The 19,528-nt window shown below is 49.9% G+C and carries 21 protein-coding genes and 1 other annotated feature; all 21 genes read right to left on the bottom strand.

From position 1 onward, the window contains the following. Nucleotides 1-13 precede the first annotated feature (13 nt). The 21 genes from rplU to BBEV_RS17105 all read right to left on the bottom strand — a co-directional run bounded on the left by rplU (nt 14) and on the right by BBEV_RS17105 (nt 19,472). Nucleotides 14-322, bottom strand: coding sequence for a 50S ribosomal protein L21 (rplU, locus tag BBEV_RS05025; protein WP_069364471.1), 309 nt, complete (start codon nt 320-322; stop codon nt 14-16). Between the two features lie 13 nt (nt 323-335). Beyond that, nucleotides 336-417: a sequence feature (ribosomal protein L21 leader region), on the bottom strand. Nucleotides 418-482: 65 nt separating this feature from the next. Continuing rightward, complete coding sequence (locus tag BBEV_RS05020) at nt 483-1,982, bottom strand: Rne/Rng family ribonuclease (RefSeq protein WP_198155068.1); 1,500 nt, start codon at nt 1,980-1,982, stop codon at nt 483-485. Nucleotides 1,983-2,071: 89 nt separating this feature from the next. Further along, entirely contained in the window at nt 2,072-2,893 is an 822-nt protein-coding gene (locus tag BBEV_RS05015; RefSeq protein WP_069364469.1) for a carbohydrate ABC transporter permease, read from the bottom strand. A gap of 15 nt (nt 2,894-2,908) precedes the next feature. Beyond that, nucleotides 2,909-4,237, bottom strand: a complete 1,329-nt coding sequence (locus BBEV_RS05010; RefSeq protein ID WP_069364468.1) for a carbohydrate ABC transporter permease — start codon at nt 4,235-4,237, stop codon at nt 2,909-2,911. Nucleotides 4,238-4,346: 109 nt separating this feature from the next. Next, a complete protein-coding gene (locus BBEV_RS05005; protein WP_069364467.1) occupies nt 4,347-5,336 on the bottom strand; it encodes a LacI family DNA-binding transcriptional regulator in 990 nt (329 codons plus the stop codon). A 136-nt stretch (nt 5,337-5,472) separates the two neighbouring features. Then, the gene (locus tag BBEV_RS05000) at nt 5,473-6,834 is read right to left on the bottom strand and encodes an ABC transporter substrate-binding protein (RefSeq protein ID WP_069364466.1); all 1,362 of its coding nucleotides are present in this window, start codon (nt 6,832-6,834) and stop codon (nt 5,473-5,475) included. 280 nt (nt 6,835-7,114) lie between these two features. Further along, on the bottom strand, nt 7,115-7,915 hold the full coding sequence (gene minD / locus BBEV_RS04995) for a septum site-determining protein MinD (RefSeq protein WP_069366601.1): 801 nt from the start codon (nt 7,913-7,915) through the stop codon (nt 7,115-7,117). A gap of 42 nt (nt 7,916-7,957) precedes the next feature. After that, complete coding sequence (locus BBEV_RS04990; protein WP_069364465.1) at nt 7,958-8,677, bottom strand: septum site-determining protein MinC; 720 nt, start codon at nt 8,675-8,677, stop codon at nt 7,958-7,960. Between the two features lie 35 nt (nt 8,678-8,712). Beyond that, a complete protein-coding gene (gene mreD / locus BBEV_RS04985) occupies nt 8,713-9,240 on the bottom strand; it encodes a rod shape-determining protein MreD (RefSeq protein WP_069364464.1) in 528 nt (175 codons plus the stop codon). Then, entirely contained in the window at nt 9,237-10,103 is an 867-nt protein-coding gene (gene mreC, locus BBEV_RS04980) for a rod shape-determining protein MreC (protein ID WP_069364463.1), read from the bottom strand. The genes mreD and mreC overlap by 4 nt, the downstream gene beginning before the upstream one ends. Nucleotides 10,104-10,119: 16 nt before the next feature. Beyond that, nucleotides 10,120-11,157, bottom strand: a complete 1,038-nt coding sequence (locus BBEV_RS04975; RefSeq protein WP_069364462.1) for a rod shape-determining protein — start codon at nt 11,155-11,157, stop codon at nt 10,120-10,122. Between the two features lie 277 nt (nt 11,158-11,434). Beyond that, a complete protein-coding gene (radC, locus tag BBEV_RS04970) occupies nt 11,435-12,115 on the bottom strand; it encodes a RadC family protein (RefSeq protein WP_069366600.1) in 681 nt (226 codons plus the stop codon). A gap of 40 nt (nt 12,116-12,155) precedes the next feature. After that, a complete protein-coding gene (locus BBEV_RS04965) occupies nt 12,156-12,719 on the bottom strand; it encodes a Maf family protein (RefSeq protein ID WP_069364461.1) in 564 nt (187 codons plus the stop codon). Nucleotides 12,720-12,834: 115 nt separating this feature from the next. Beyond that, complete coding sequence (gene aspA / locus BBEV_RS04960; RefSeq protein ID WP_069364460.1) at nt 12,835-14,262, bottom strand: aspartate ammonia-lyase; 1,428 nt, start codon at nt 14,260-14,262, stop codon at nt 12,835-12,837. Nucleotides 14,263-14,337: 75 nt separating this feature from the next. After that, nucleotides 14,338-14,670: a hypothetical protein gene (locus BBEV_RS04955; protein WP_069364459.1), complete on the bottom strand. Its 333-nt coding sequence runs from the start codon at nt 14,668-14,670 to the stop codon at nt 14,338-14,340. Between the two features lie 36 nt (nt 14,671-14,706). Then, entirely contained in the window at nt 14,707-15,420 is a 714-nt protein-coding gene (locus tag BBEV_RS04950; protein ID WP_069364458.1) for a hypothetical protein, read from the bottom strand. After that, a complete protein-coding gene (locus BBEV_RS04945; protein ID WP_069364457.1) occupies nt 15,413-16,060 on the bottom strand; it encodes a PilN domain-containing protein in 648 nt (215 codons plus the stop codon). Before BBEV_RS04945 ends, BBEV_RS04950 begins: the two co-directional genes overlap by 8 nt. Before the next feature lie 62 nt (nt 16,061-16,122). Then, nucleotides 16,123-17,106 (bottom strand): type IV pilus biogenesis protein PilM, encoded by a 984-nt coding sequence (pilM, locus tag BBEV_RS04940; protein ID WP_069364456.1) that lies wholly within the window; start codon nt 17,104-17,106, stop codon nt 16,123-16,125. A gap of 326 nt (nt 17,107-17,432) precedes the next feature. Then, nucleotides 17,433-18,194 (bottom strand): prepilin peptidase, encoded by a 762-nt coding sequence (locus tag BBEV_RS04935; protein WP_069366599.1) that lies wholly within the window; start codon nt 18,192-18,194, stop codon nt 17,433-17,435. Between the two features lie 204 nt (nt 18,195-18,398). Then, entirely contained in the window at nt 18,399-18,887 is a 489-nt protein-coding gene (locus BBEV_RS17795) for a pilus assembly FimT family protein (protein WP_084007224.1), read from the bottom strand. A 111-nt stretch (nt 18,888-18,998) separates the two neighbouring features. Further along, nucleotides 18,999-19,472 (bottom strand): type II secretion system protein, encoded by a 474-nt coding sequence (locus BBEV_RS17105; protein WP_232318262.1) that lies wholly within the window; start codon nt 19,470-19,472, stop codon nt 18,999-19,001. Between the last annotated feature and the right edge of the window lie 56 nt (nt 19,473-19,528).

The following is a 19,528-nucleotide window of genomic DNA, read 5'->3' as shown; positions in this document are numbered from 1 at the left end:
CCTCTGGTTCCCTTTACGCGTTGATCTTATCAATCGTTACTTTTGTGTAAGGCTGACGGTGACCCTGCTTACGACGGTAGTTCTTTTTCGCCTTATACTTGAATACAGTCAGCTTCTTCGCGCGTCCCTGCTTTTCAACTTTGGCTGTAACTGTTGCTCCATCCACGAGTGGGGATCCCACTTTGGCCGCGTCGCCACCGACAAAGATTACACGGTCGAATGTGACAGTGTCACCAACGGTTCCGTCCACTTTTTCGATGTAAACTTCCTGGCCTTCCGTTACTTTCACTTGCTTACCACCAGTTTCAATAATTGCGTACATATGCGCACCTCCTTCTAATACTCAGACTCGCCATAACAGGTGCACTCCCTGTGCTTACCAATTGCTTGACCTGATCTGTGCGGTTGCAGTTCTTTGGGTGCATCCAAACAACTAACAAAGGATAGCATACCACGAAGGATTCCGCCGTGTCAATTGCGTTTTACAGTCTGATCCACGGCTTTTCCTGCCGTTCGATCCGTTCTTTGACCGCGTCCTCATTTTCCGCGGTCATGCGAATGGAAAAAGCAGGTTCCCCGGCATCCGACGTCACGTAGACGGCCGCGGTTAATCCACCCGTCACTGCTTCATGAACGTCACCGAATCGATGATTGATTTCTTCGAGCAACGAGGGGTTCACCTCCAGCCAGATCGCTTCGGTACCGTCAAGACCGGCTTTCATCAGTGCCTCACCGCATTGATAAAGCCTTTCTGCTTCGCCGGGCACATCTCCTTTGCCTTGGCAGATGCCGCACGTATCCAGCAATCGTTCCTGCAGCGATGCGCGGGTCTTTTTACGGGTCATTTCCACCAGGCCAAGGGACGTGAATCCGGCCACCTGAACCATCGTCCGATCCTTTTTACAGGCTTCTTTCAACGTCTTTACAACGTCTTCGCGGTGCTGGTCTTCCTCCATATCAATGAAATCAATCAAAACAATGCCGCTTACGTCCCTCAGCCGAAGTTCTCTTGCTATGACTTTCGCCGCTGCCAGGTTCGTGATGTAAGCGGTCTGCCGCAAGTTCTCTTTCCCTGTGTACCGGCCGCTGTTCACATCCACCACGGTCATGGCTTCGGTCGCCTCGATGAGAATCGATCCGCCATTCGGGAGCCATACATACGGGCGAAGGGTCTGATGCATCGCCTGATCAAAGCCGAATACTTCAGACAGACTTCGTTTGGAAAAGTTGACGGCAGCCCCTTCCTGAATCACTTGACGCTCTCTTTTCAGCCACCGGTAATCGTCATGATGATCGGTGAGGACCTGTGTATCTTCCGCTGTGAGGTAGTCCCTCGCCACTCTGGCCAGGAGCCTGGACGGATCAAACAAGACAGTGCCTGCTTTACCACCGCCCTGATGAAAGGCTGTTTCCACCTCTTGGTACTTTTCTTGTAACAGCTTGATTTCCTCGGCAATCGTCTCTTTTGCTTCGCCTTCCGCATGGGTGCGGATAATCATCCCTTCCGGTTCCGACACCGCCTTTTTCCCCCACTCCCGCCAGGTCTCCCGTGTGCGGTTCGATGACATTTTCTTTGAGACGGCAATGTAGGAACTGAAGGGCAGATAGACCGAATATTTCCCTGGAAATGAAATCATCTCGGTCACTTTCGGTCCTTTCGTATCCGTTCCTGCGCGGGTGATCTCAAGGAGCAGGTAAGCGCCTTTTGTCACCAGCGATGAGATGGCAGGTTCCTGCCCCTCCTCACGGTGGTGCCAGCTCTTTAATTCCGTCTTATTCAAATAAGCGCGTTTTCCGGATCCGATATCCACAAAAGCCGCTTCCATACCATCATGAATAGCCTCGACCTGACCGATCACGAGCATCCCTGGCTCCGTCTCACTCTGAGTCTGATCCATCAGCCATTCCACAATCCGTTCATTTTCAAGTACTGCACCCCTAAGATCAAACAGTCCGCGATGCAGGGCAATGGTTCTGCTCATGGCTTCATTCATCCTCTCCTGTCACATCTCTTCTGATTATAACTGAAGAAACCCTCCCGGAAAACCGGGAGGGTACAGATTCATACGGTCTATTCTTTTACTGAACCACTGGTCAGACCTGCCACGATGCGTCGTTGGAAGATCAGAACCACAATCACAATCGGAATGGTCACCATAACCGTTGCTGCGGTAATGTCACCCCACGGAACCGTGTACTGTGACTGATACATACTGAGACCAACCGGGATCGTGCGCCAGCTGTCAGCCGAGTTGATCGTCAGGGCAAACAGGAATTCATTCCAGGCTGCGATAAACACCAGGATCGCGGTGGTGAAGACCCCGGGGGCTGCCAGTGGAAAGATGATCTTACGGAACGTTTGAAAAGGCGTTGCACCGTCGAGCTTTGCCGATTCTTCCAATTCAAAAGGAATCTTTTGGAAGAATGTCGACAAGATCCAAATCGCGAGCGGCAAGCTGATCGTGATATAGGGAATGACGAGGCCGATGTAGCTGTTACGCAGGCCCAGTCCCTGAATCAGGTTAAAGATCGGGGAAATAATCGCAATCTGCGGAAACATCGCCGCAGCGAGCACAATCCCGAGAATCGTTCCTTTAAATTTGATCGGCAGACGCGTCAGCGCATAGGCTGCCAAAGAGGCTACGCTGATCGCGAGAACCGTTGTCAGTGTGGATACAACCGTACTGTTCCAGATATAGAGAAACAATGGCCGTGTCGTGATGGCACTTTCATAAGATGCAATCGTCGGATTGGCTGTAAACCAGTTAAAACCGCCAAATAATTCACCAGTCGGCTTGATCGATGTCAGGAAGACCCATAGAAATGGGAACATGATCACGAAGATGAACAAGCTCAGAAAGACATAAAAGCCGACACCTGCTTTTTTTCGCATGTTGGTAGACCTCCTTTATTTTTTCACTCTGCCTTCGAACAGCTCCGAACCAATCAGCTTGATAAAGATGATGCTGATGATGGCAATGGAGACGAAGACGATCACGGACAAGACGGAACCTTCACCGAAGTTCTGTTGCGCAAAGAGCACCTGATAGGCGTAAACCGAGATGGACTCTGTACTGTTGGCAGGTCCACCGCCAGTCAGAACATAAATCAAGTCGAACACCCGGAAGGCGTCCAGTGTTCTGAACAACAAGGCGACCAGAATCGCTGATTTCAACATCGGCAAGGTAATGTAGACGAATTGCTGGAATTTCCCGGCACCGTCCACTTCAGCCGCTTCATAGAGTGACTCGGAAATCGTCTGCAGGCCGGCCAACAGGAGCAAAGCCATATACGGCATCGTCTTCCAGACGTCAGCCAGGATAATCGAGAACATGGCCCCGGAACCTGTACTTAAGAGGACCGAGGAATCCGATATGAGTCCGAGCTGTGCAAAATAGTGGGCAACGATACCGAATTGCCCATCATACAGGTAACTCCACATCATCGCGCTGACCGCTGTCGGGATTGCCCACGGAATCAGGACGGCTGCACGGACTGCCCCCCGCCCGATGAAGGCACGGTTAATGACCAGCGCCACCGCAAGACCGATGGTTAATTCAAAAAAGACGGAAATGACGGTAAAGAACGTTGTATTCCATAACGATTGCCACATCCTGCCATCCGTTAAGTACTTCCCGTAATTCGACAGACCGATAAAGTTTGGTTCGATGAGTGAACGCTCCATCTGCCTGAGAGAAGACGAGGCATCAGCCAGGTAATCATCAGCCGCATCGTCTTCGAGCTGATCACGGTAGCCTTCCATCTCATCTTGAAGATCCACAATCAAATCGCGGTATTCCCTTGCAAAATCATTTTCAAGCGTCTGATAACGTAAATCCGAGTCCCTTACAGGTTCAAAGGACATTAACAGTTCATCCACTTCTTCATAGGCATCCGGAAACTGTTCGACGAGATCTGCGTGAGCCGACTGAATCTCCTCGATTGAGTTTTCAATGGATGTCTGAAACTCAGGTTCCGTCACGCTTTCCGCCGCATCCCCTAAATCCCGCTCCAAGTAGAAAAAGTTATTGACATAGGCCTCTAAATCGACCTGGTAATTCACATTCGTCTGGTTCCTGGTCGGGTCGTTCAGACGATAATCAAACATACTGTTGTAAAACGACTGGGCGACGGGCCACAGGGTTACCGCTGCGATCAGGATCAGTGCAGGCAGGACCATCATATACCCCAGTTGTTTTTCATTCAGCTGGAATTTTTTCTTTTTATCTTTGCCCATGGTTGTTCCTCCTTCGGCCTGAAAATACTTCTGTTGACCTCTCAAACATTATTTTAATATATGATATCGTTTTCAGTAGAACTAGTGGAAATCCCTGAGAATCAACCCGTCAGGTCGACTGACGGATCACTAATTCCAATGGCAGAATATCTTCTCTAAACGTCACGTTGCGCTGGTTTTTGATCATGTCGACCATGATTTCCATCGCCCTTGTTCCCATGAGTTGCATCGGCTGATGGATCGTCGTAATGCCAGGATCAATCAGGCTCGCCAACGGCTGATCGTCATAACCGACCACTGCCAGATCGTCCGGCACACGGCAATGAAACCGTTTGGCCTCTTTGATAATACCTGCTGCCACTTCGTCTCCCCCTGCGAAAATTGCAGTGGGGCCATCTTGCATCGCATAGATCCGGTGGAAAATATTCTTTCCATCTTCAATGCCATAAAAACTCGGAAACGTCCATTCCTGCGGGATCGTTAAGCCACTTTCCTCCATTGCTTTTTGGAACCCGTGCCACCGGTCCCTCGTTAATTCAATCCGGTCTGCGCCGCCTGCATAGGCAATCTTTGTGTGCCCTTTATCGATCAGGTGACGTGTCCCGATATAGCCGCCTTCAAGCTGATTGCATCGGACCATCGGGACCTCAGCTCTGCGGTCGTATTCGTTACACATGACAATCGGACCGTATTTGGTGAAAGGTTTAATCGTTTCCCAGTCATTTTGAAGTGAAGCGAGAATGACACCGTCCACCTGTTTTGCCTTCAACAGTTCAAGGTGACGAAGTTCCCGTTCTTTATCAAGCCTGGAATCGCAGAGAATCAGCTGGTAGCCGCGTTCACCTGCAATCATTTCCATCGCATCCACGAGATGACTGAAGAATGGGTTGACGATTCTTGAAATAATGACAGCGATTGTATTCGTCTTCTGTCCCCGCAATCTGCGTGCTGATGAGTTCGGTACGTAACCCAGCTCATCCATTGCTTCCAGGACAATTTTGCGTTTCTTATCATCTACATAAGGGTGATTATTTATGACTCTGGATACGGTCGTGGGAGACATACCAGTACGTTTTGCAACTTCTTTGATTGTAGCCATGGTCATCGCCTGCCGATCTGAATATATACTTGGTGATTCCCGTTTTTTCCGAAAACCCCTTTCATTATAGCAGAGTCCATTCAAGAAAGAACAGGGGCATGTGAACAGAGCGTCCACATCCCCCTGCACCGTTGAATTATTCAGCTAGTGCGTCTGTAATAGCTTGTTCCATATTTTCTGCAGCTTCTTCAGGTGAAATGTCACCTGCGAGGGCTCTGGAAAGCTCAATTTGCATCAGGTCTGAAATTTGCGGGTAGATTGGCGATACTGGACGCGGTACGGCATTTTCCAGTGTTTCCACAAATTCAGGGTCTGCGAACAATGGTGCTGAATCCTGTACTTCTTCGTCATCGTAAAGGGAACGCATCGTTGGTGCATTTCCGCCTTCGATGGCAGAAATTTTCTGTCCTTCATAGCTGGACATGAACTTCATCAGTTCCCAGGCTTCTTCAGGATGATTCGAGTTACGGTTGATCATCGTCATCCAGCCACCAAGGCCTGACGCGCTTCCGTCATCACCTGCAGGAAGCAGTGCAAACGCTGAGTTACCAGCAATGTTCGACTCATCTTCGTTTTCGGTCATGGCTTGCATGTACGGCCAGTTTCGGGCAAAGACTGCATCCCCGTTCAAGAACGCATTGTGCGTTTCTGTTTCCATGAAGTTGTTGATGTTGCTTGGTGTGATATCCGATTCAACGATTTCGACCATTTTTTCGATGGCGGCAACCGTTTCAGGTGAATTCACGACAACATTTTCATTTTCGTCGAGTACTGCACCGCCGTAAGAGGCAATGAATTCGACCGCGTTAACGACAAGGCCTTCATACTGGTTGGCCTGCATCAGGTACCCGTATTCCGTGCCTTCTTCGCCCATGTACTCACCGGCCATGTCAATCAGCTCGTCCCAAGTTTCAGGCGGTGTGTCGACGATATCGGAGCGGTAGTAGAGTAAGCCGGCATCGGTAAACTTCGGCATCGCCCACTGTCGTCCTTCGTATTGACCGGATTGTACGGTTCCCGGGAAGAACTCATCCATGTCAATGTCATCCCGCTCGATAAAGCGGTCCAGCTCGAGGATGTATTGCGCCTGTGCAAATTCCGCCGGCCAGATCACGTCTGCGTCAAATACGTCGATGGTGTCGTCACCTGCACTGAATTCCGTTACATACTGGTCATGAGATTGACCGGTATCCGCCGGCATTTCACGAAACTCCACTGTAATATGCGGGTTTTCTGCCATGAATTCTTCAATCAGCACGTCTGTTGCGCCCGTTGCATCATAACCGCGTGCATACGTGATCGTTACTTCTTCTTGATCTTCAGCTGCTTCTTCATCGTTCTCATCATTGTCGTTGACATTGTTCTCGTTGGCGTTGTTATCCGCCGCGTCATTTGCCGGTGCGTTGTTGTCAGCATTGTCATCGTTCCCGCAAGCTGCAAGCGTTCCTGCCATGGTCAAAGCCACAGAACCTGTCACTACTTTTTTCCAAACTTTCATAATGTGTTGCCCCCTTTGAAAAATTAGAATCATGGATGATGTGTATGATAACGATTTCAGGTCAGTACTAGAAAAAATCAATCTCCTTTCTATCATTTTGCACATAAAAAGTCATTGATGAGCACCTGTAATCGTTTTCATACTTCGTATTATAAACCTGTATGGTATCGATTTCAAGTGTTTTTCTCATAAATTTTTAGATTTTTTAAAAAAGCCTGCCACAACGCGGAAAAACACCTCTCTCCAGGGTGGAAAGAGGTGCTCGTTCATCGTATTCAGATCACTTGGAAAACTGAAACAGTTTCTTAAACCGGTCAAACATCCCCGGTTCTTCTTCAAAACTCATCAGGGGGACACTCTCCCCGTTGAGTCTTCTGGCAATATTGCGATACGCAATGGACGGCTTGGCTTTCGGGTTCATGACGATGGGTTCCCCGTTGTTCGATGACAGAATCACGCTGTCGTCATCCGGCACAATGCCCAGAAGATCAATGGCAAGTATCGTCACGATTTCATCGACGTCCATGGCATCGCCCGATTGCACCATCCGGCTTCGGATGCGGTTGACGATCATGCGCTTACTCTGAATGCGGTCTTCCTGTTCGAGGAGGCCGATGATCCGGTCAGCGTCACGTACCGAAGACACTTCAGGCGTCGTGACCACAATCGCATGATCCGCACCGGCAATCGCATTTTTAAATCCCTGTTCGATGCCTGCAGGACAATCAATCAGTACGTAATCATGATCTTTTTTCAATTCTCCCACAAGCCATTCGAGGTCTTCCGGATTCACTGAAGACTTGTCTTTCGTCTGCGCCGCCGGCAGGAGATTCAGGTGCTCGAAACGCTTATCCTTGATCAAAGCTTGCGGAATCCGGCAGCTGCCTTCAATGACATCCGTCAGGTCATAAATGATCCGGTTTTCAAGCCCCATAACCACGTCCAGGTTCCGTAGTCCGATATCCGTATCGACCAGACAGACACTTTTTCCGGACAGTGCCAGGGCCGTTCCAATATTGGCGGTGGTTGTTGTTTTTCCGACGCCGCCTTTTCCTGATGTAATGACAATGGCTTCTCCCACGTTCGTCTCCCCTTTCATCATTCCTGTTGCTCATTTTTCAGTCTATCGGTTAAAATGAATCGCTGTATCGGTTTGGATGATGGCTTTTGGGATCTTCTGAATCCGTTCCACCGTCATCTCATTGTTCTCATTGAGGTAGGCACATTCGAGATGACCATCATTCACTGGCTGCTGGTCGTCATTTTCCTGTTCCTCCAGGGCCTCCATCGCTTCAGGAGAGCGGTAAATCGAGGTGGCAATCCTGAGCTGCCTGGGTTCCATGACCGCGGCACAGATGACTGCGGATGGATTACCCGACGCCCCTGCATGAGCGATGCCCCGCAGGTGTCCCAATATGTAAATGTTGCCGCTTGCGCGTATGACGCCGCCCGGATTCACATCGCCGACAAGGAGCACGCTTCCTTTGAAATCCAGCACCTGTCCGGAACGGACCATACGGACTTCCTGGTGAAAGGCCTGTTCTTCTACCATCGATTTGGCTTCTTCAATGGTGATTACTTCTTTTTCCACATCACGAATGATGATATTGTGCTGTTTCTCCATCATCGCCTTCAAGCGGTTCAGTTCTCTCTCTGTTACATAACGCTTCCCTAACACGAGAGACGCACTCAGCGGGGAATGATTCGCAGGTTGATCCTGCAGAATCTCCTGCAGCCGTCCGACGACTTTTTCCCAATCCGCTCCATCATCGAGCTGGATTGACAACCCGCCTTTTGTTCCGCGGAGGCTGACCAGCTCAACGTCCGAAATCCCATCTGACATCATCATGCTCCTTTCACCCGGCAAAAGTATTGTATTTACCCATCGCTATCCTGAATGTGCCGTTCAATATAATCGAACCATTTTTTCATCGGCCAGACGAGTACGATCATGACCGCGGTATTCATCAGCACCGTCGGAACCAGCCTGTCAAAGAGGAAAGCCTCATGTGGCACCGCTGCCAAACCAACTAAACTCATCATACCATAAACATAATATTCTAAACATACAACCCCTGTGATGACGATCAGCACAATCACCGATAAATGCTGTTTGACAAACGGAAAGGACAATGCCAGAAGATAGGCAAAGAGACCGAAGCCGAAGGTATAAATGCCGAGCACTTCCGAGTAGACAATGTCGTACATGGCCCCGAAGGTCACCCCGTAGGCCAGACCGAATCCGCGGCCTCTGAAAATCCCCGCAGTCAAAATCAGCATAAACAGGAAGCGGGGAATATACAGGAGATTGCTCCCGCGAAAATCAGGTGCAAATACCTGGTAAACGGTCCCTTCAAAGATAAATACGAGAAAAAGCAGGGTAAGAAACCCGTAGCGGAAGATCATTCTTCCTCACCCGCCTCTTCAAGTTCCGGAGCACCCCGCTCCACCACCTGAACGTAGTCAATATGATAGAAATTCGCAGAGGGTTCCACGAGTGCCGTTTGCGTCAGTCCGTATTCATCATTTTCAACGGCGATGACTTCACCGACGACGAGCCCTCTCGGAAATACACCGCCAAGACCTGACGTGCTCACGGTATCCCCCGGTTCGAAGGAGGCATCGATATCAATCTTCGCAAAACGCAGTGCGCCACTCTCATGATCGGTTCCTTCGATAAAACCGTACACGGTTTCTTCCTCCCCGCTGACCATCGCAGAAATCCGGTTGGTCGCAGACTGATCGCTGAGCAGCTGCACGGTGGACGAGAACTGGGACACCCGGTTGATTTTTCCGATGAGTCCTTTCGACGTCACCACGGCCATGTTCTCTTCGATTCCGTCCTGCGCCCCTTTATTGATTCCGACCTGCTCGTTCCAGCGGTCAGGAGAACGCTGAATGACCAGTGCCGTGCGGATGCTGTAATCGTAGAGATCATCCTGAAGTTCAACGCTTCCTTCAAGTTCTTCGTTACGCCGGCGCAGTTCGGACACCTCCACCTGCAGTGACGCATATTCATCGAGCTGGGATTTCAGTGCCCGGTTCTCTTCATAGACATTACGGATATCCCGGATATCTTCAAAGAGACCCGCTGCAAAATGAGCGGGTCTTGAGAAGGCGGACTGAACAGCCCCCACGGTATCCGTTACAAGCTGCTCAGGGAGTGTCGTGTTCTCACGGTCACTCATGGAGTATCCCACAAGCGCCACGAGAAGAACAAGACAGACCAGAAGCACAATTAAACGTTGATTGGAAAAGAATGATGGCATGTATGACACCTACTTGTTATTTTCGATTCGAACGTGCTGTAATCCCCGCTTTTGAGCGGAACAAATGCAGGTTCTCGAGCGCCTTGCCTGTACCGATCGCCACGCTGTCGAGCGGCTCTTCTGCAACCAGGACCGGCATATTGGTTTCTTCGCTGATGACGTGATCGATGTTCTTTAACAACGCACCGCCACCTGTCAGGACAATGCCCCGGTCCATAATGTCCGCAGCAAGCTCCGGCGGGGACTGTTCAAGGGTGTCTTTCACTGCAGCGATAATCGCATTGACCGTGTCCTCAAGCGCTCCGGACACTTCTTCTCCCGTGACCGAAATGGTTTTTGGCAGACCTGTCACGAGGTCGCGGCCACGGATATCCATTTCACCGACGGCGTCCGCAATCGAGGCAGACCCGATCTCGAATTTGATCGCCTCTGCGGTCCGTTCCCCGATCATGAGGCTGTATTTTTTCTTAATGTACTGCACGATGGACTCATCCATCTCGTCACCGGCCACGCGCACAGACTGGCTTGTCACAATCCCGCCGAGGGAAATGATCGCCACTTCCGTCGTGCCGCCACCGATATCGACAATCATGCTGCCTGTCGGTTCCCAGACGGGCAGATTCGCCCCGATGGCTGCTGCAAACGGTTCTTCAATGGTATAGGCTTCCTTCGCACCCGCCTGCTTGGTCGCATCTTCCACTGCGCGCTTTTCCACAGCTGTGATCCCAGTCGGTACGCAGACCATCACGTTGGGCTTTCGTGTAAAGATCGAACGGTTTCTTAGTGCCTGTTTGATGAAGTGTTTCATCATCGTCGCGGTTGTATCAAAATCGGCAATGACCCCGTCACGCATCGGACGGATCGCCACGATATTTCCTGGTGTCCGGCCGATCATGTTTCGTGCGTCGCTTCCGACGGCTTCGATCGTCCCTGTATCCTGACGGATCGCCACAACGGACGGCTCCCGTAAAATAACCCCTTTACCTTTTACATACACCAGCGTATTCGCTGTGCCTAAGTCAATCCCTAAGTCTTTCGAAAATCCTGCAAACATGAATCAATTTCTCCCTTCGTATGTAAGAAGCGGAACGCTTCTGTCATCAGCCATTTTAGAATGATCAATCTGCTCCGTTTATGAGCGTCCGGAAAAACCCGGTACGCTTCATTATACTCAAAGTCACCCGGATTGAGTAGCCTTTTACGACTATCCCATAAAATTCCTCATTTTATCCTATCATACCGAAGTGACGTCTGCCTATCTTCACGGTAAACAGAAGCACACCCCTAACCTGTAGTATAGCATTTACAGGGCAGAGGTGTGCCAGTTTTTTCTATACGTATCCTTTTTCCTTTAATGAACAGAAGGTGCGGTCACCGACAATGAGATGATCGAGGACATCGATGCCCATCGTCGCGCCTGCTTTCACAAGCCGTTTTGTCACCTCAATGTCTTCCTGGCTCGGCGTCGTATCGCCTGACGGATGGTTGTGGATGCAGATCATCGACGCCGCGGAATAGCGGATGGCGGCCTTGAATATCTCCCTTGGGTGCACGACGCTCATGTTCAGGCTCCCGATGAAGATCGTCTGCCGGTGTATGATCTGGTTCTTTGTGGACAAAAAGAGACAGACGAAATGTTCCTGCGTCAAGGTCCGCATGTCTTCCATGACATAATCCGAGGCATCTTTGGGCGAACGGATAATGTATTTCGTTTCTTTCGGATAGGCCCGGATCCGTCTTCCGAGCTCAATCGCGGCCCTGAGTTGCACGGCCTTCGCCTCACCGATTCCGCTGATGGCGGTCAGTTCATGAATCGTTGCCTCTTCGAGAAGCCGGATCCCGTCAAAATGCTGGATCACCCGGTTGGACAAATCCAATACCGATTCCTTTTTCGTTCCGGAACCGAGTAAAATGGCGATTAAATCCTGATTCGTGCAGGCTTGTGCCCCTTCGAGAAGCATCCGTTCCCGAGGACGTTCCACCTTTGGTACATCGTTCATTGTCAGTGCCATTGCCACATCATTTTCCTCCCTGAGAATCAGTCAGACTGATTTACTGTGAAAATGAACGCCATGCACGAACAACCTGGGCGACAGGCATGCCAACGATGGTGAAGTAATCGCCTTTGATCTCCTCCACCAGCATGGCCCCGAGCCCCTGAATGCCATAAGCACCCGCCTTATCGAACGGTTCACCGCTGTCTATGTAGTGTTGTATGTCCTCATCTGTCAGTTGGTAAAAGCGGACGTCCGCCCGTCCATGAAAGACGGTACGTCTGTCGTCAGAAAGTATAGCCACTCCTGTGAGAACGCTGTGCACCTGTCCTGACAGCTCTTTCAGCATCTCCCTGGCATCTTCGGTGTCCCGGGGTTTCCCGAGAATCTTGTCACCGATGACGACGACGGTATCAGAACCGAGAACGATTCGGCCGGGGTGCTGCTGTAAAACGTGGTCCGCCTTGGCACAGGCAAGGGTCTCCACATACTGCGTCGGACTGGATTCCTTCGGGTATCGGCTTTCGTCCACATCGCTTGGCATCGTCTCAAACGGGATGTTGACCTGTTTGAGCAGTTCCTGACGCCGAGGTGAACGGGAAGCCAGTATCAGTGGTTGCATACATGATCCTCCTTCATCTTTTAAAAACAAAAAGGAAGAGTTCATGGTTAAGCATAGAGAACTCTTCCTTTGTTGACAAGCGTATACCGGGATTGTTCACAAGAAATACAAACATTTATTCTCCGAATATGAGTTCCTGCGCAGCGATCCCCGGACGGGTCATTTCCCCTGGATCGAGAATGCGGTCGAGCTCCTCTTCGGACAAGATGCCCCGCTCGATGCAGATTTCCCGCACCGGCCGCCCCGATTGGATCGCTTCCCTTGCAATGCGCGCCGACGTTTCGTAGCCGACATGCGGGTTGATGGCCGTGATGATGCCGACACTGTTTTCGACCATCTCCCGGTTATGATCCACGTTCGCTTCAATCCCGTCCACGGCATACTCCCGGAAGACGCGGATCCCGTTTTGCAGCACGGTAAACGACTGCAACAGGTTAAACACCAGCACCGGTCCCATCACGTTCAGTTCCAGCTGCCCGGCCTCCGAGGCAAGGCTGATCGTCTGATCGTTCCCGATCACCTGAAAGGAGACCTGATTGACGACTTCACACATGACCGGATTGACTTTCCCCGGCATGATCGAGGATCCCGCCTGCCGTGGCGGCAGATTGATCTCATTGAAGCCGGTTCTCGGTCCGGAACTCATCAGCCGCAGGTCGTTAGCCATTTTGGACAGGTTGATGGCCATGATCTTCATCGCACTGGACAGCTGCGTGTAGGAGTCGGTATTCTGCGTCGCATCGACCAGATCTTCCGCACCGTGAATCGGCATCTTACTCATCTCCGCCAGATTCTTCGTCACTGCTTCAATGTATTCCGGCATGGCATTCAAGCCGGTCCCGACGGCCGTCGCCCCCATGTTCACTTCATACAGCTGATCCACCGATCGCTGAATCCGCTTCAGATCCCTTGTCAGAAGGCGTCTGTAGGCACCGAATTCCTGCCCCAGACGAATCGGCACCGCATCTTGCAGGTGGGTTCTGCCCATCTTGATGACACTGTCGAATTCCTCTTCTTTCGTTTTTAAAGAGGCAATCAGTTGTTCCAGTTCTTCAATGAGCCCGTCCGACAAAAATAAGCCGGCCAGGTGAATGGCCGTTGGCAGCGCGTCGTTCGTCGACTGGGCCATATTCACATGGGTATTGGGGCTGACCTTGATGTATTGCCCCTTCTCCCCGCCGAGGTACTCAATCGCCCGGTTTGCGATGACCTCATTGGCGTTCATGTTCATGGACGTTCCTGCACCGCCCTGGATGCTGTCCACGATGAAATGGTCATTCAGACTCCCGGAAATCACGTCGTCTGACGCCTTCATGATCGCTTCTCCGATCGTTTTGTTCAAAACCCCCACTTGCATATTGGCTTTGGCCGCCGCTTTTTTTACATAGCCCAGAGAGCGGATCAGTTCTTCATGAATCGGATACCCCGTAATCGGAAAATTTTCCTTGGCCCGGACGGTCTGAATCCCGTAGTAGGCGGATTTCGGGATCTGTTTTTCCCCCATCAGGTCCTTTTCCACGCGAAATAGTTCTTCATTTGCCATGACGTCTGTCTCCTTTGTATCACATTAGTTGCAAAATTGACTGCTTCTTTATTATCGCGTTTATGCGTGCTGACTTCAATACCAGAAACGCACGAAAAGCCAGGATGCAAAAAGCACACTGGCAACGAACCCCGTTGGCACGCCAATCAGAATGAGCCAGAACACCGGGCCTTTCTGATAGTCTACCATCGAACGGTTTTTTCGTACGTTTGGCGGAAGACGGGGACCGCCGGAGCTGTCCCCATCATCGAGATACATGTCATTCATGATCTCTTTTTGTTTCTTACGCGAGGTGAAATCGACGAGATTTTCCCCCTCCACAGCCTTGAATTGCCGATTGTTGTGCACGTTTGCCCGCTTCTTACGATGATGTTCAAGAGAGGTGATTCTGCTTGATTTCTTCTTCATCGCCGGCTCCTTTCAAGGACCCTTTCCACTGCATCATCATTCATAAAATGGCTGTTCGCGGTCCTCTGACGGCATGTAATGCGGCATTGGTGTTTCATCCCGGAGCGTATCGAGACCAGGGTAAAAATAGGCGGACGCCTGTAATTCAAAGAAGATATCACTGGCCCCGTCAAAAATCCGCACGTCGTCGGCACCTGTGAAATAGATGAATTCCACATTCATCACCCGATCAAGTGCTTCGAGTTCATGGATGAACCGGGCGAGGTTTTCGTACTGATTCACCCTGATTTCCATCGTGAACACCTGCCGCTCGAGTCCGTCCAACGGTGAATCGACATCGACGGGCTCTTCCCCGTCTTCTTCCGTTTCTTCTGAGACCTCATTGTCTTCTTCGTCGAGACGAATCGGGTCTACGATCGCATTATGATTGATAAAGATGTCCTGAATGACCACACCGCTGACTTCCTGCGCCTGATTCAGACCAAGCAGGACCTGATCGGTCATCTCTTGAACAGGGACTTTCCTTTGGGCTGAACCGGTATGTTCAACGCCCATTTCCTGTTCCCGTTCTTTTTCCAAAAGTTCATATCCGAGCATCTCGACGCGTTCTTCCTCAACTTCCACGTTTGACTGCAGGCGATCCCGCTCATCCATGGCCGGTGCTGTATACAGTGTGAAGGTGGCATAGAAAGAGGCTGCCGCTAAAACGGCGATCACGACGATAAGCAGTATCCGTTCGCGTTTATTCATCGGTTACCTCCCCCTCATCATCCAACTCATCCGGATCTTCCTCATCCTCATCCACGGTATCGTCCGCTTCCGTTTCAGGATCTTCTTCCACCGCCCCGGTCAGTTCATCGATATCCAGTGTGACGGTGTATGTGGAGAGGTAATTCGGGAAAAATTCGTCGTACCAGAACGTATCGTCTTCATTGACAGCCTCTTGAAAGTCTTCGTCTTCCTCCACGGCTTCATCCACTTCTTCGCCACTGATGGTGTGCACATCTACATGTTCAACATACGGCGAATTTCGTAAAGAGTCAAGATAATATGCCACGTCAGGGAGCTCAAGATAATAAAAACTCATCTCCAGCTGATTCGGATAGACGAAATCGAACATGGCCATATAGCCTTCTTCCGGCATACGGGCCACCATGTCCGTCAAGAGTTCGGCCGTCGGGATCACCTGTCCTTCGACGGTTTCAATCGCATCAAACAACAGTTGATGCTCGCCCTGGGTCATTTCGGATATCTCGGTTTCCAACTGGTCCGCCTGTTCTTCGAGAAGTTGACGTTCTCTCTCCAATTCCGAAGCTTCCCGGTCAGCCATCGCGCCGAAATAGACGATAATGACGTTGGCGAGAATGACCAGTAAGACGGCAAGAACCATGCCGGAAGCAAAGTTCGATTTCTTTTTTTCGGTTTTTTTAACAGATTGATTTCAACAGCCATTTATTTCACCTCACCTTTCATCATCAAACCAGCTGCTTCGAAAAAGTGAGGTTCGACCATCATTCCTTTTTTACCCATAACCGCATCGAGGCGATTGATAGTCATGCCGTCGATCTGTTTTTTGAACAATTTTTCGAAGTGCGTCAGCTGCGGGTGGTCTCCGGTCAGGAAGATCCGCTCAACGCCGCCTTCACCTTTCCGGTAGTTAAATTGATAGAAGGATAACAAGCGATCGATCTCAGCGATGTTATCGAGCCAAAGATCGTTCAGATCCTCAATGGACCCGCCCCACCTCAGCTGATCACTGTCAGTACCGACAACCTGCCACTCTTCTTTGTTCAGCTCCGTCGGGATGGAGCGGGTGATCAGGGGATACTGGTGATGGAAGATGGTCACGACCAGGTCATTTGGAAAACAGGAGATAATCGCATAGTGACCGGTCAGGTCATGTGCATTTTGATTCTCCAGAAAGCGCTCGATGCAGATCGTTGAAAAATCAATCACTTCAGGGTTCAGCTTCAGATCAAAGAACAGCCGCAGATAGGCGTCCACGACGTCCTGCGACGACACGAACAACAAGAGGTCCTTCTCTGCGTCATTGTCATCCATGATGCAGTGGTCAAAGAGGGGATCATCCATCGGCAGGTGCAGATCGTTACCGAGCTGGTCAAAGATGTAGCCACGGATCTCTTCCTCGGGTATTTCCGCCGGGATCTGATGGCGGCGGATGAGATTCGTTTCATTCGGTAAGGTTATGTATAAATCGCCTTTTTGCAAGCGGTATTCCCGCTTCATTTCCCCGAGGATGGCCAGGAGGGTTTCCGATTCTTTGATGACACCGTTTTCGATGGTGCCTGGGGGTAAGTAGCGGTCGCGAACGACTTTCAGCTCATCGAGGGTGCTGCCTCTGCCTTTGACGTATCGGATGACGTGATCATGAATGACGAGGACATGTCGTGTCGGTTTGTTCAATACGATATCCATAGCTTGTATCCCTTCTTTCTGTGACTGATTTGCCAGCCTTTTTCAATACGATCTTGCTTCAAAGCGGTTGAATGACCTATTGATAATAATTTAAAGCACAGGGAACCTTCCGGTTCGCTGATGGTGGACGCTTTCTGAGGGGCTCGTCTTCAACGAACTTCCGCTTTGCGAAAGTCGATTTTCAGACTTTGCTCCTGCGGTTACTCGTCGCACAAAAACATTCGCTGATCCCTTCAGAGTCGCCACCATCGCTCACCTTCAAGGATGATTATCAACCTGTTTCGTGATAAAGAACTGCTTTATTTTTATATCTTTCACTTCATGCGTCAGAGCAGGAATGAGGTGTACCAGTTGATGAGTTCGGTGCCGTAAAAGTAGGCGATAACGGCGCCTAATGCAATGAACGGTCCGAACGGGATCGGGGTACCGCGTTTTGATTTCCCGGAGAGCCTTGCAGGCAGACCGAAGATCAGACCTACGAAAGCTGCGAGAAACAACGATAATACCGTTGCGGCAGGACCCAAAACCAGTCCGATAACGAAATAAAGCTTGATGTCACCGCCACCCATGCCTCCTTTTGAGGCAATGGCAAGAAGCAGCAGGATCCCGAAGCCTGTCATTGCGCCAACGATTGCCAACCACCAAGGATCAAGAGGTGCTACAAAAAGCCGTAAGAACAAAACCGGGACACCAAAGGCAATCAAGATCTTGTCCGGAATCAGCATCGTCGCCAGGTCACTCACGGTGATGATGGTGAGCATCGAGACAAATAATAGTGCCACAATCAGTTCCAGACTCCAGCCAAACACTATGAACGAGAGGACGAACAAGAGTCCGGTACTGAGTTCCACCAGGGGGTACTTTAGCGAAATCCATCCTTGACAATGCCGGCAACGTCCACGCTGAAAGACCCAGGAAAGAACGGGGACCAGTTCGATGGCGGAAAGGGTATGCCCGCAAGACGGACAGCGGGAGCGTTCTTTCCCTGTAAAGGGAATGCCTTCAGGGACCCGAAGGCCGACCACATTATAGAAAGAACCAAGTACTGTCCCTGCAGTTCCGAGATACACCACACTCACCCAGTCCATCATCACTCGCCCAACCCTTCCCGTCAATTCCAGCCTCTTCCTCTAGTATAGATGTTTTTACGCACAGGATAAACAAAAAGAAGGAAGATTATTAAAATAATCTGCGTAAATTCAGTGATTTACAATCAAAGATGAGTCATTTAATAAAAAAAGACTCCGGAGAGTCTTTTTTTATTAATATCAATGAAGTAGTGAATTTCGTTATTAATCAGAAAAAGGTAATGTTTCTAATCCAGATCTACCTTCTGCTCTAATTTGAGCAATAGTGTAATCTCCATCAAAATAAACAGTCTCACCAGCCTTTAGATAGACAACATAATCACCTGTTTCTGAATCATAAGTTATAAAAGCTTGATCAAATTCAGCATCTCCCATTGGATTTTCTGGAATTGCATCCATATATCCTAAATCCACTAAATCATATCCCGTTCCAGGAGCATTATCACCAGGAGATGAATCGTCATCAATTTCTGCATAAAAATGTGCTTCAGAATTTACATTTTCACCAACAACAGCTAATCTAGCTGCATCATACATCGCTTCCGCATTTGCAATCTGGGCGTCCTTTCTACTGTTGTCAATAATGTTCGCAATGGCTGGTACGGCAATCGCTGCAATAATACCTAAAATAACAATAACGGCCAACAATTCAACAAGCGTTAAACCTTTCTGGTTCTTTAAGAATTTCTTCATGTTCCCCACTCCTCTAAGTTTTTTTTAATGTATTTTAGTGCTCCGAAACCTTTGTCAGCTCTGCGATAATTGTCGCAGGTAACTCAGAGATCCGGTTGTTTCTAAAGTATATTAATTTTCTAAGGCATCTCTGCCATCAGCCCTGATCTCGGTGATTGTTTTACCATCCTCACCGAAATATTCGTCCAGTGTTACGGTGTATTCTTCCCCGTTATACTCTACATTTGCTTCAGAGTAGACACCGTCACCTTCTGGATTCTGCGGTCCGGAATCAAGATATCTTTCATCCACCAGATTCAATACCTCATTGTCACGGTCAGTCGCGGTATCATCTGCATAAAACGTCCAAAAATCGTCTTCATCTTCGGGATCTGCATTCAGATTCTCTGATACCACCGCAAGCCTTGCTGCATTGTAGAGGCTTTCGGCGTTGGCGACGTGGGCGTCTTTTCGTGAATTGTCAATGATGTTGGCCACGGCCGGGACGGCGATGGCGGCGATGATGCCGAGGATCACGATGACGGCCAGCAGTTCGACCAGGGTCAGACCTTTTTGATTCTTCAAAAAGCTTCGTATTCGTATCACGTTTTCGTCTCACCCCTTTTCATCTGGTATGAAAATATACAAAAAACAGCCCAACA

This window comes from Salisediminibacterium beveridgei (assembly GCF_001721685.1).
In the GTDB taxonomy this organism is placed as follows: Bacteria; Bacillota; Bacilli; order Bacillales; family Salisediminibacteriaceae; genus Salisediminibacterium; species Salisediminibacterium beveridgei.
The sequence above is the reverse complement of the archived record's forward strand: the minus strand, read 5'-3'. Positions and strand labels throughout refer to the sequence as shown.

Excerpts from the sequence above, each read along its gene's own strand:
- pilM (WP_069364456.1), bottom strand. The coding sequence starts at position 17,106 with ATGGATATCGTATTGAACAAACCGACACGACATGTCCTCGTCATTCAT.
- BBEV_RS04950 (WP_069364458.1), bottom strand. The coding sequence starts at position 15,420 with ATGAATAAACGCGAACGGATACTGCTTATCGTCGTGATCGCCGTTTTA.
- BBEV_RS05015 (WP_069364469.1), bottom strand. The coding sequence starts at position 2,893 with ATGCGAAAAAAAGCAGGTGTCGGCTTTTATGTCTTTCTGAGCTTGTTC.
- BBEV_RS04990 (WP_069364465.1), bottom strand. The coding sequence starts at position 8,677 with ATGTCAGATGGGATTTCGGACGTTGAGCTGGTCAGCCTCCGCGGAACA.
- rplU (WP_069364471.1), bottom strand. The coding sequence starts at position 322 with ATGTACGCAATTATTGAAACTGGTGGTAAGCAAGTGAAAGTAACGGAA.
- BBEV_RS17795 (WP_084007224.1), bottom strand. The coding sequence starts at position 18,887 with ATGAAGAAATTCTTAAAGAACCAGAAAGGTTTAACGCTTGTTGAATTG.
- BBEV_RS04975 (WP_069364462.1), bottom strand. The coding sequence starts at position 11,157 with ATGTTTGCAGGATTTTCGAAAGACTTAGGGATTGACTTAGGCACAGCG.
- BBEV_RS04945 (WP_069364457.1), bottom strand. The coding sequence starts at position 16,060 with ATGGTTCTTGCCGTCTTACTGGTCATTCTCGCCAACGTCATTATCGTC.
- BBEV_RS05005 (WP_069364467.1), bottom strand. The coding sequence starts at position 5,336 with ATGGCTACAATCAAAGAAGTTGCAAAACGTACTGGTATGTCTCCCACG.
- BBEV_RS05000 (WP_069364466.1), bottom strand. The coding sequence starts at position 6,834 with ATGAAAGTTTGGAAAAAAGTAGTGACAGGTTCTGTGGCTTTGACCATG.
- BBEV_RS05010 (WP_069364468.1), bottom strand. The coding sequence starts at position 4,237 with ATGGGCAAAGATAAAAAGAAAAAATTCCAGCTGAATGAAAAACAACTG.
- radC (WP_069366600.1), bottom strand. The coding sequence starts at position 12,115 with ATGGCACTGACAATGAACGATGTACCAAAGGTGGAACGTCCTCGGGAA.
- aspA (WP_069364460.1), bottom strand. The coding sequence starts at position 14,262 with ATGGCAAATGAAGAACTATTTCGCGTGGAAAAGGACCTGATGGGGGAA.
- BBEV_RS04955 (WP_069364459.1), bottom strand. The coding sequence starts at position 14,670 with ATGAAGAAGAAATCAAGCAGAATCACCTCTCTTGAACATCATCGTAAG.
- mreD (WP_069364464.1), bottom strand. The coding sequence starts at position 9,240 with ATGATCTTCCGCTACGGGTTTCTTACCCTGCTTTTTCTCGTATTTATC.
- BBEV_RS04935 (WP_069366599.1), bottom strand. The coding sequence starts at position 18,194 with ATGGACTGGGTGAGTGTGGTGTATCTCGGAACTGCAGGGACAGTACTT.
- mreC (WP_069364463.1), bottom strand. The coding sequence starts at position 10,103 with ATGCCATCATTCTTTTCCAATCAACGTTTAATTGTGCTTCTGGTCTGT.
- BBEV_RS04965 (WP_069364461.1), bottom strand. The coding sequence starts at position 12,719 with ATGCAACCACTGATACTGGCTTCCCGTTCACCTCGGCGTCAGGAACTG.
- BBEV_RS05020 (WP_198155068.1), bottom strand. The coding sequence starts at position 1,982 with ATGAGCAGAACCATTGCCCTGCATCGCGGACTGTTTGATCTTAGGGGT.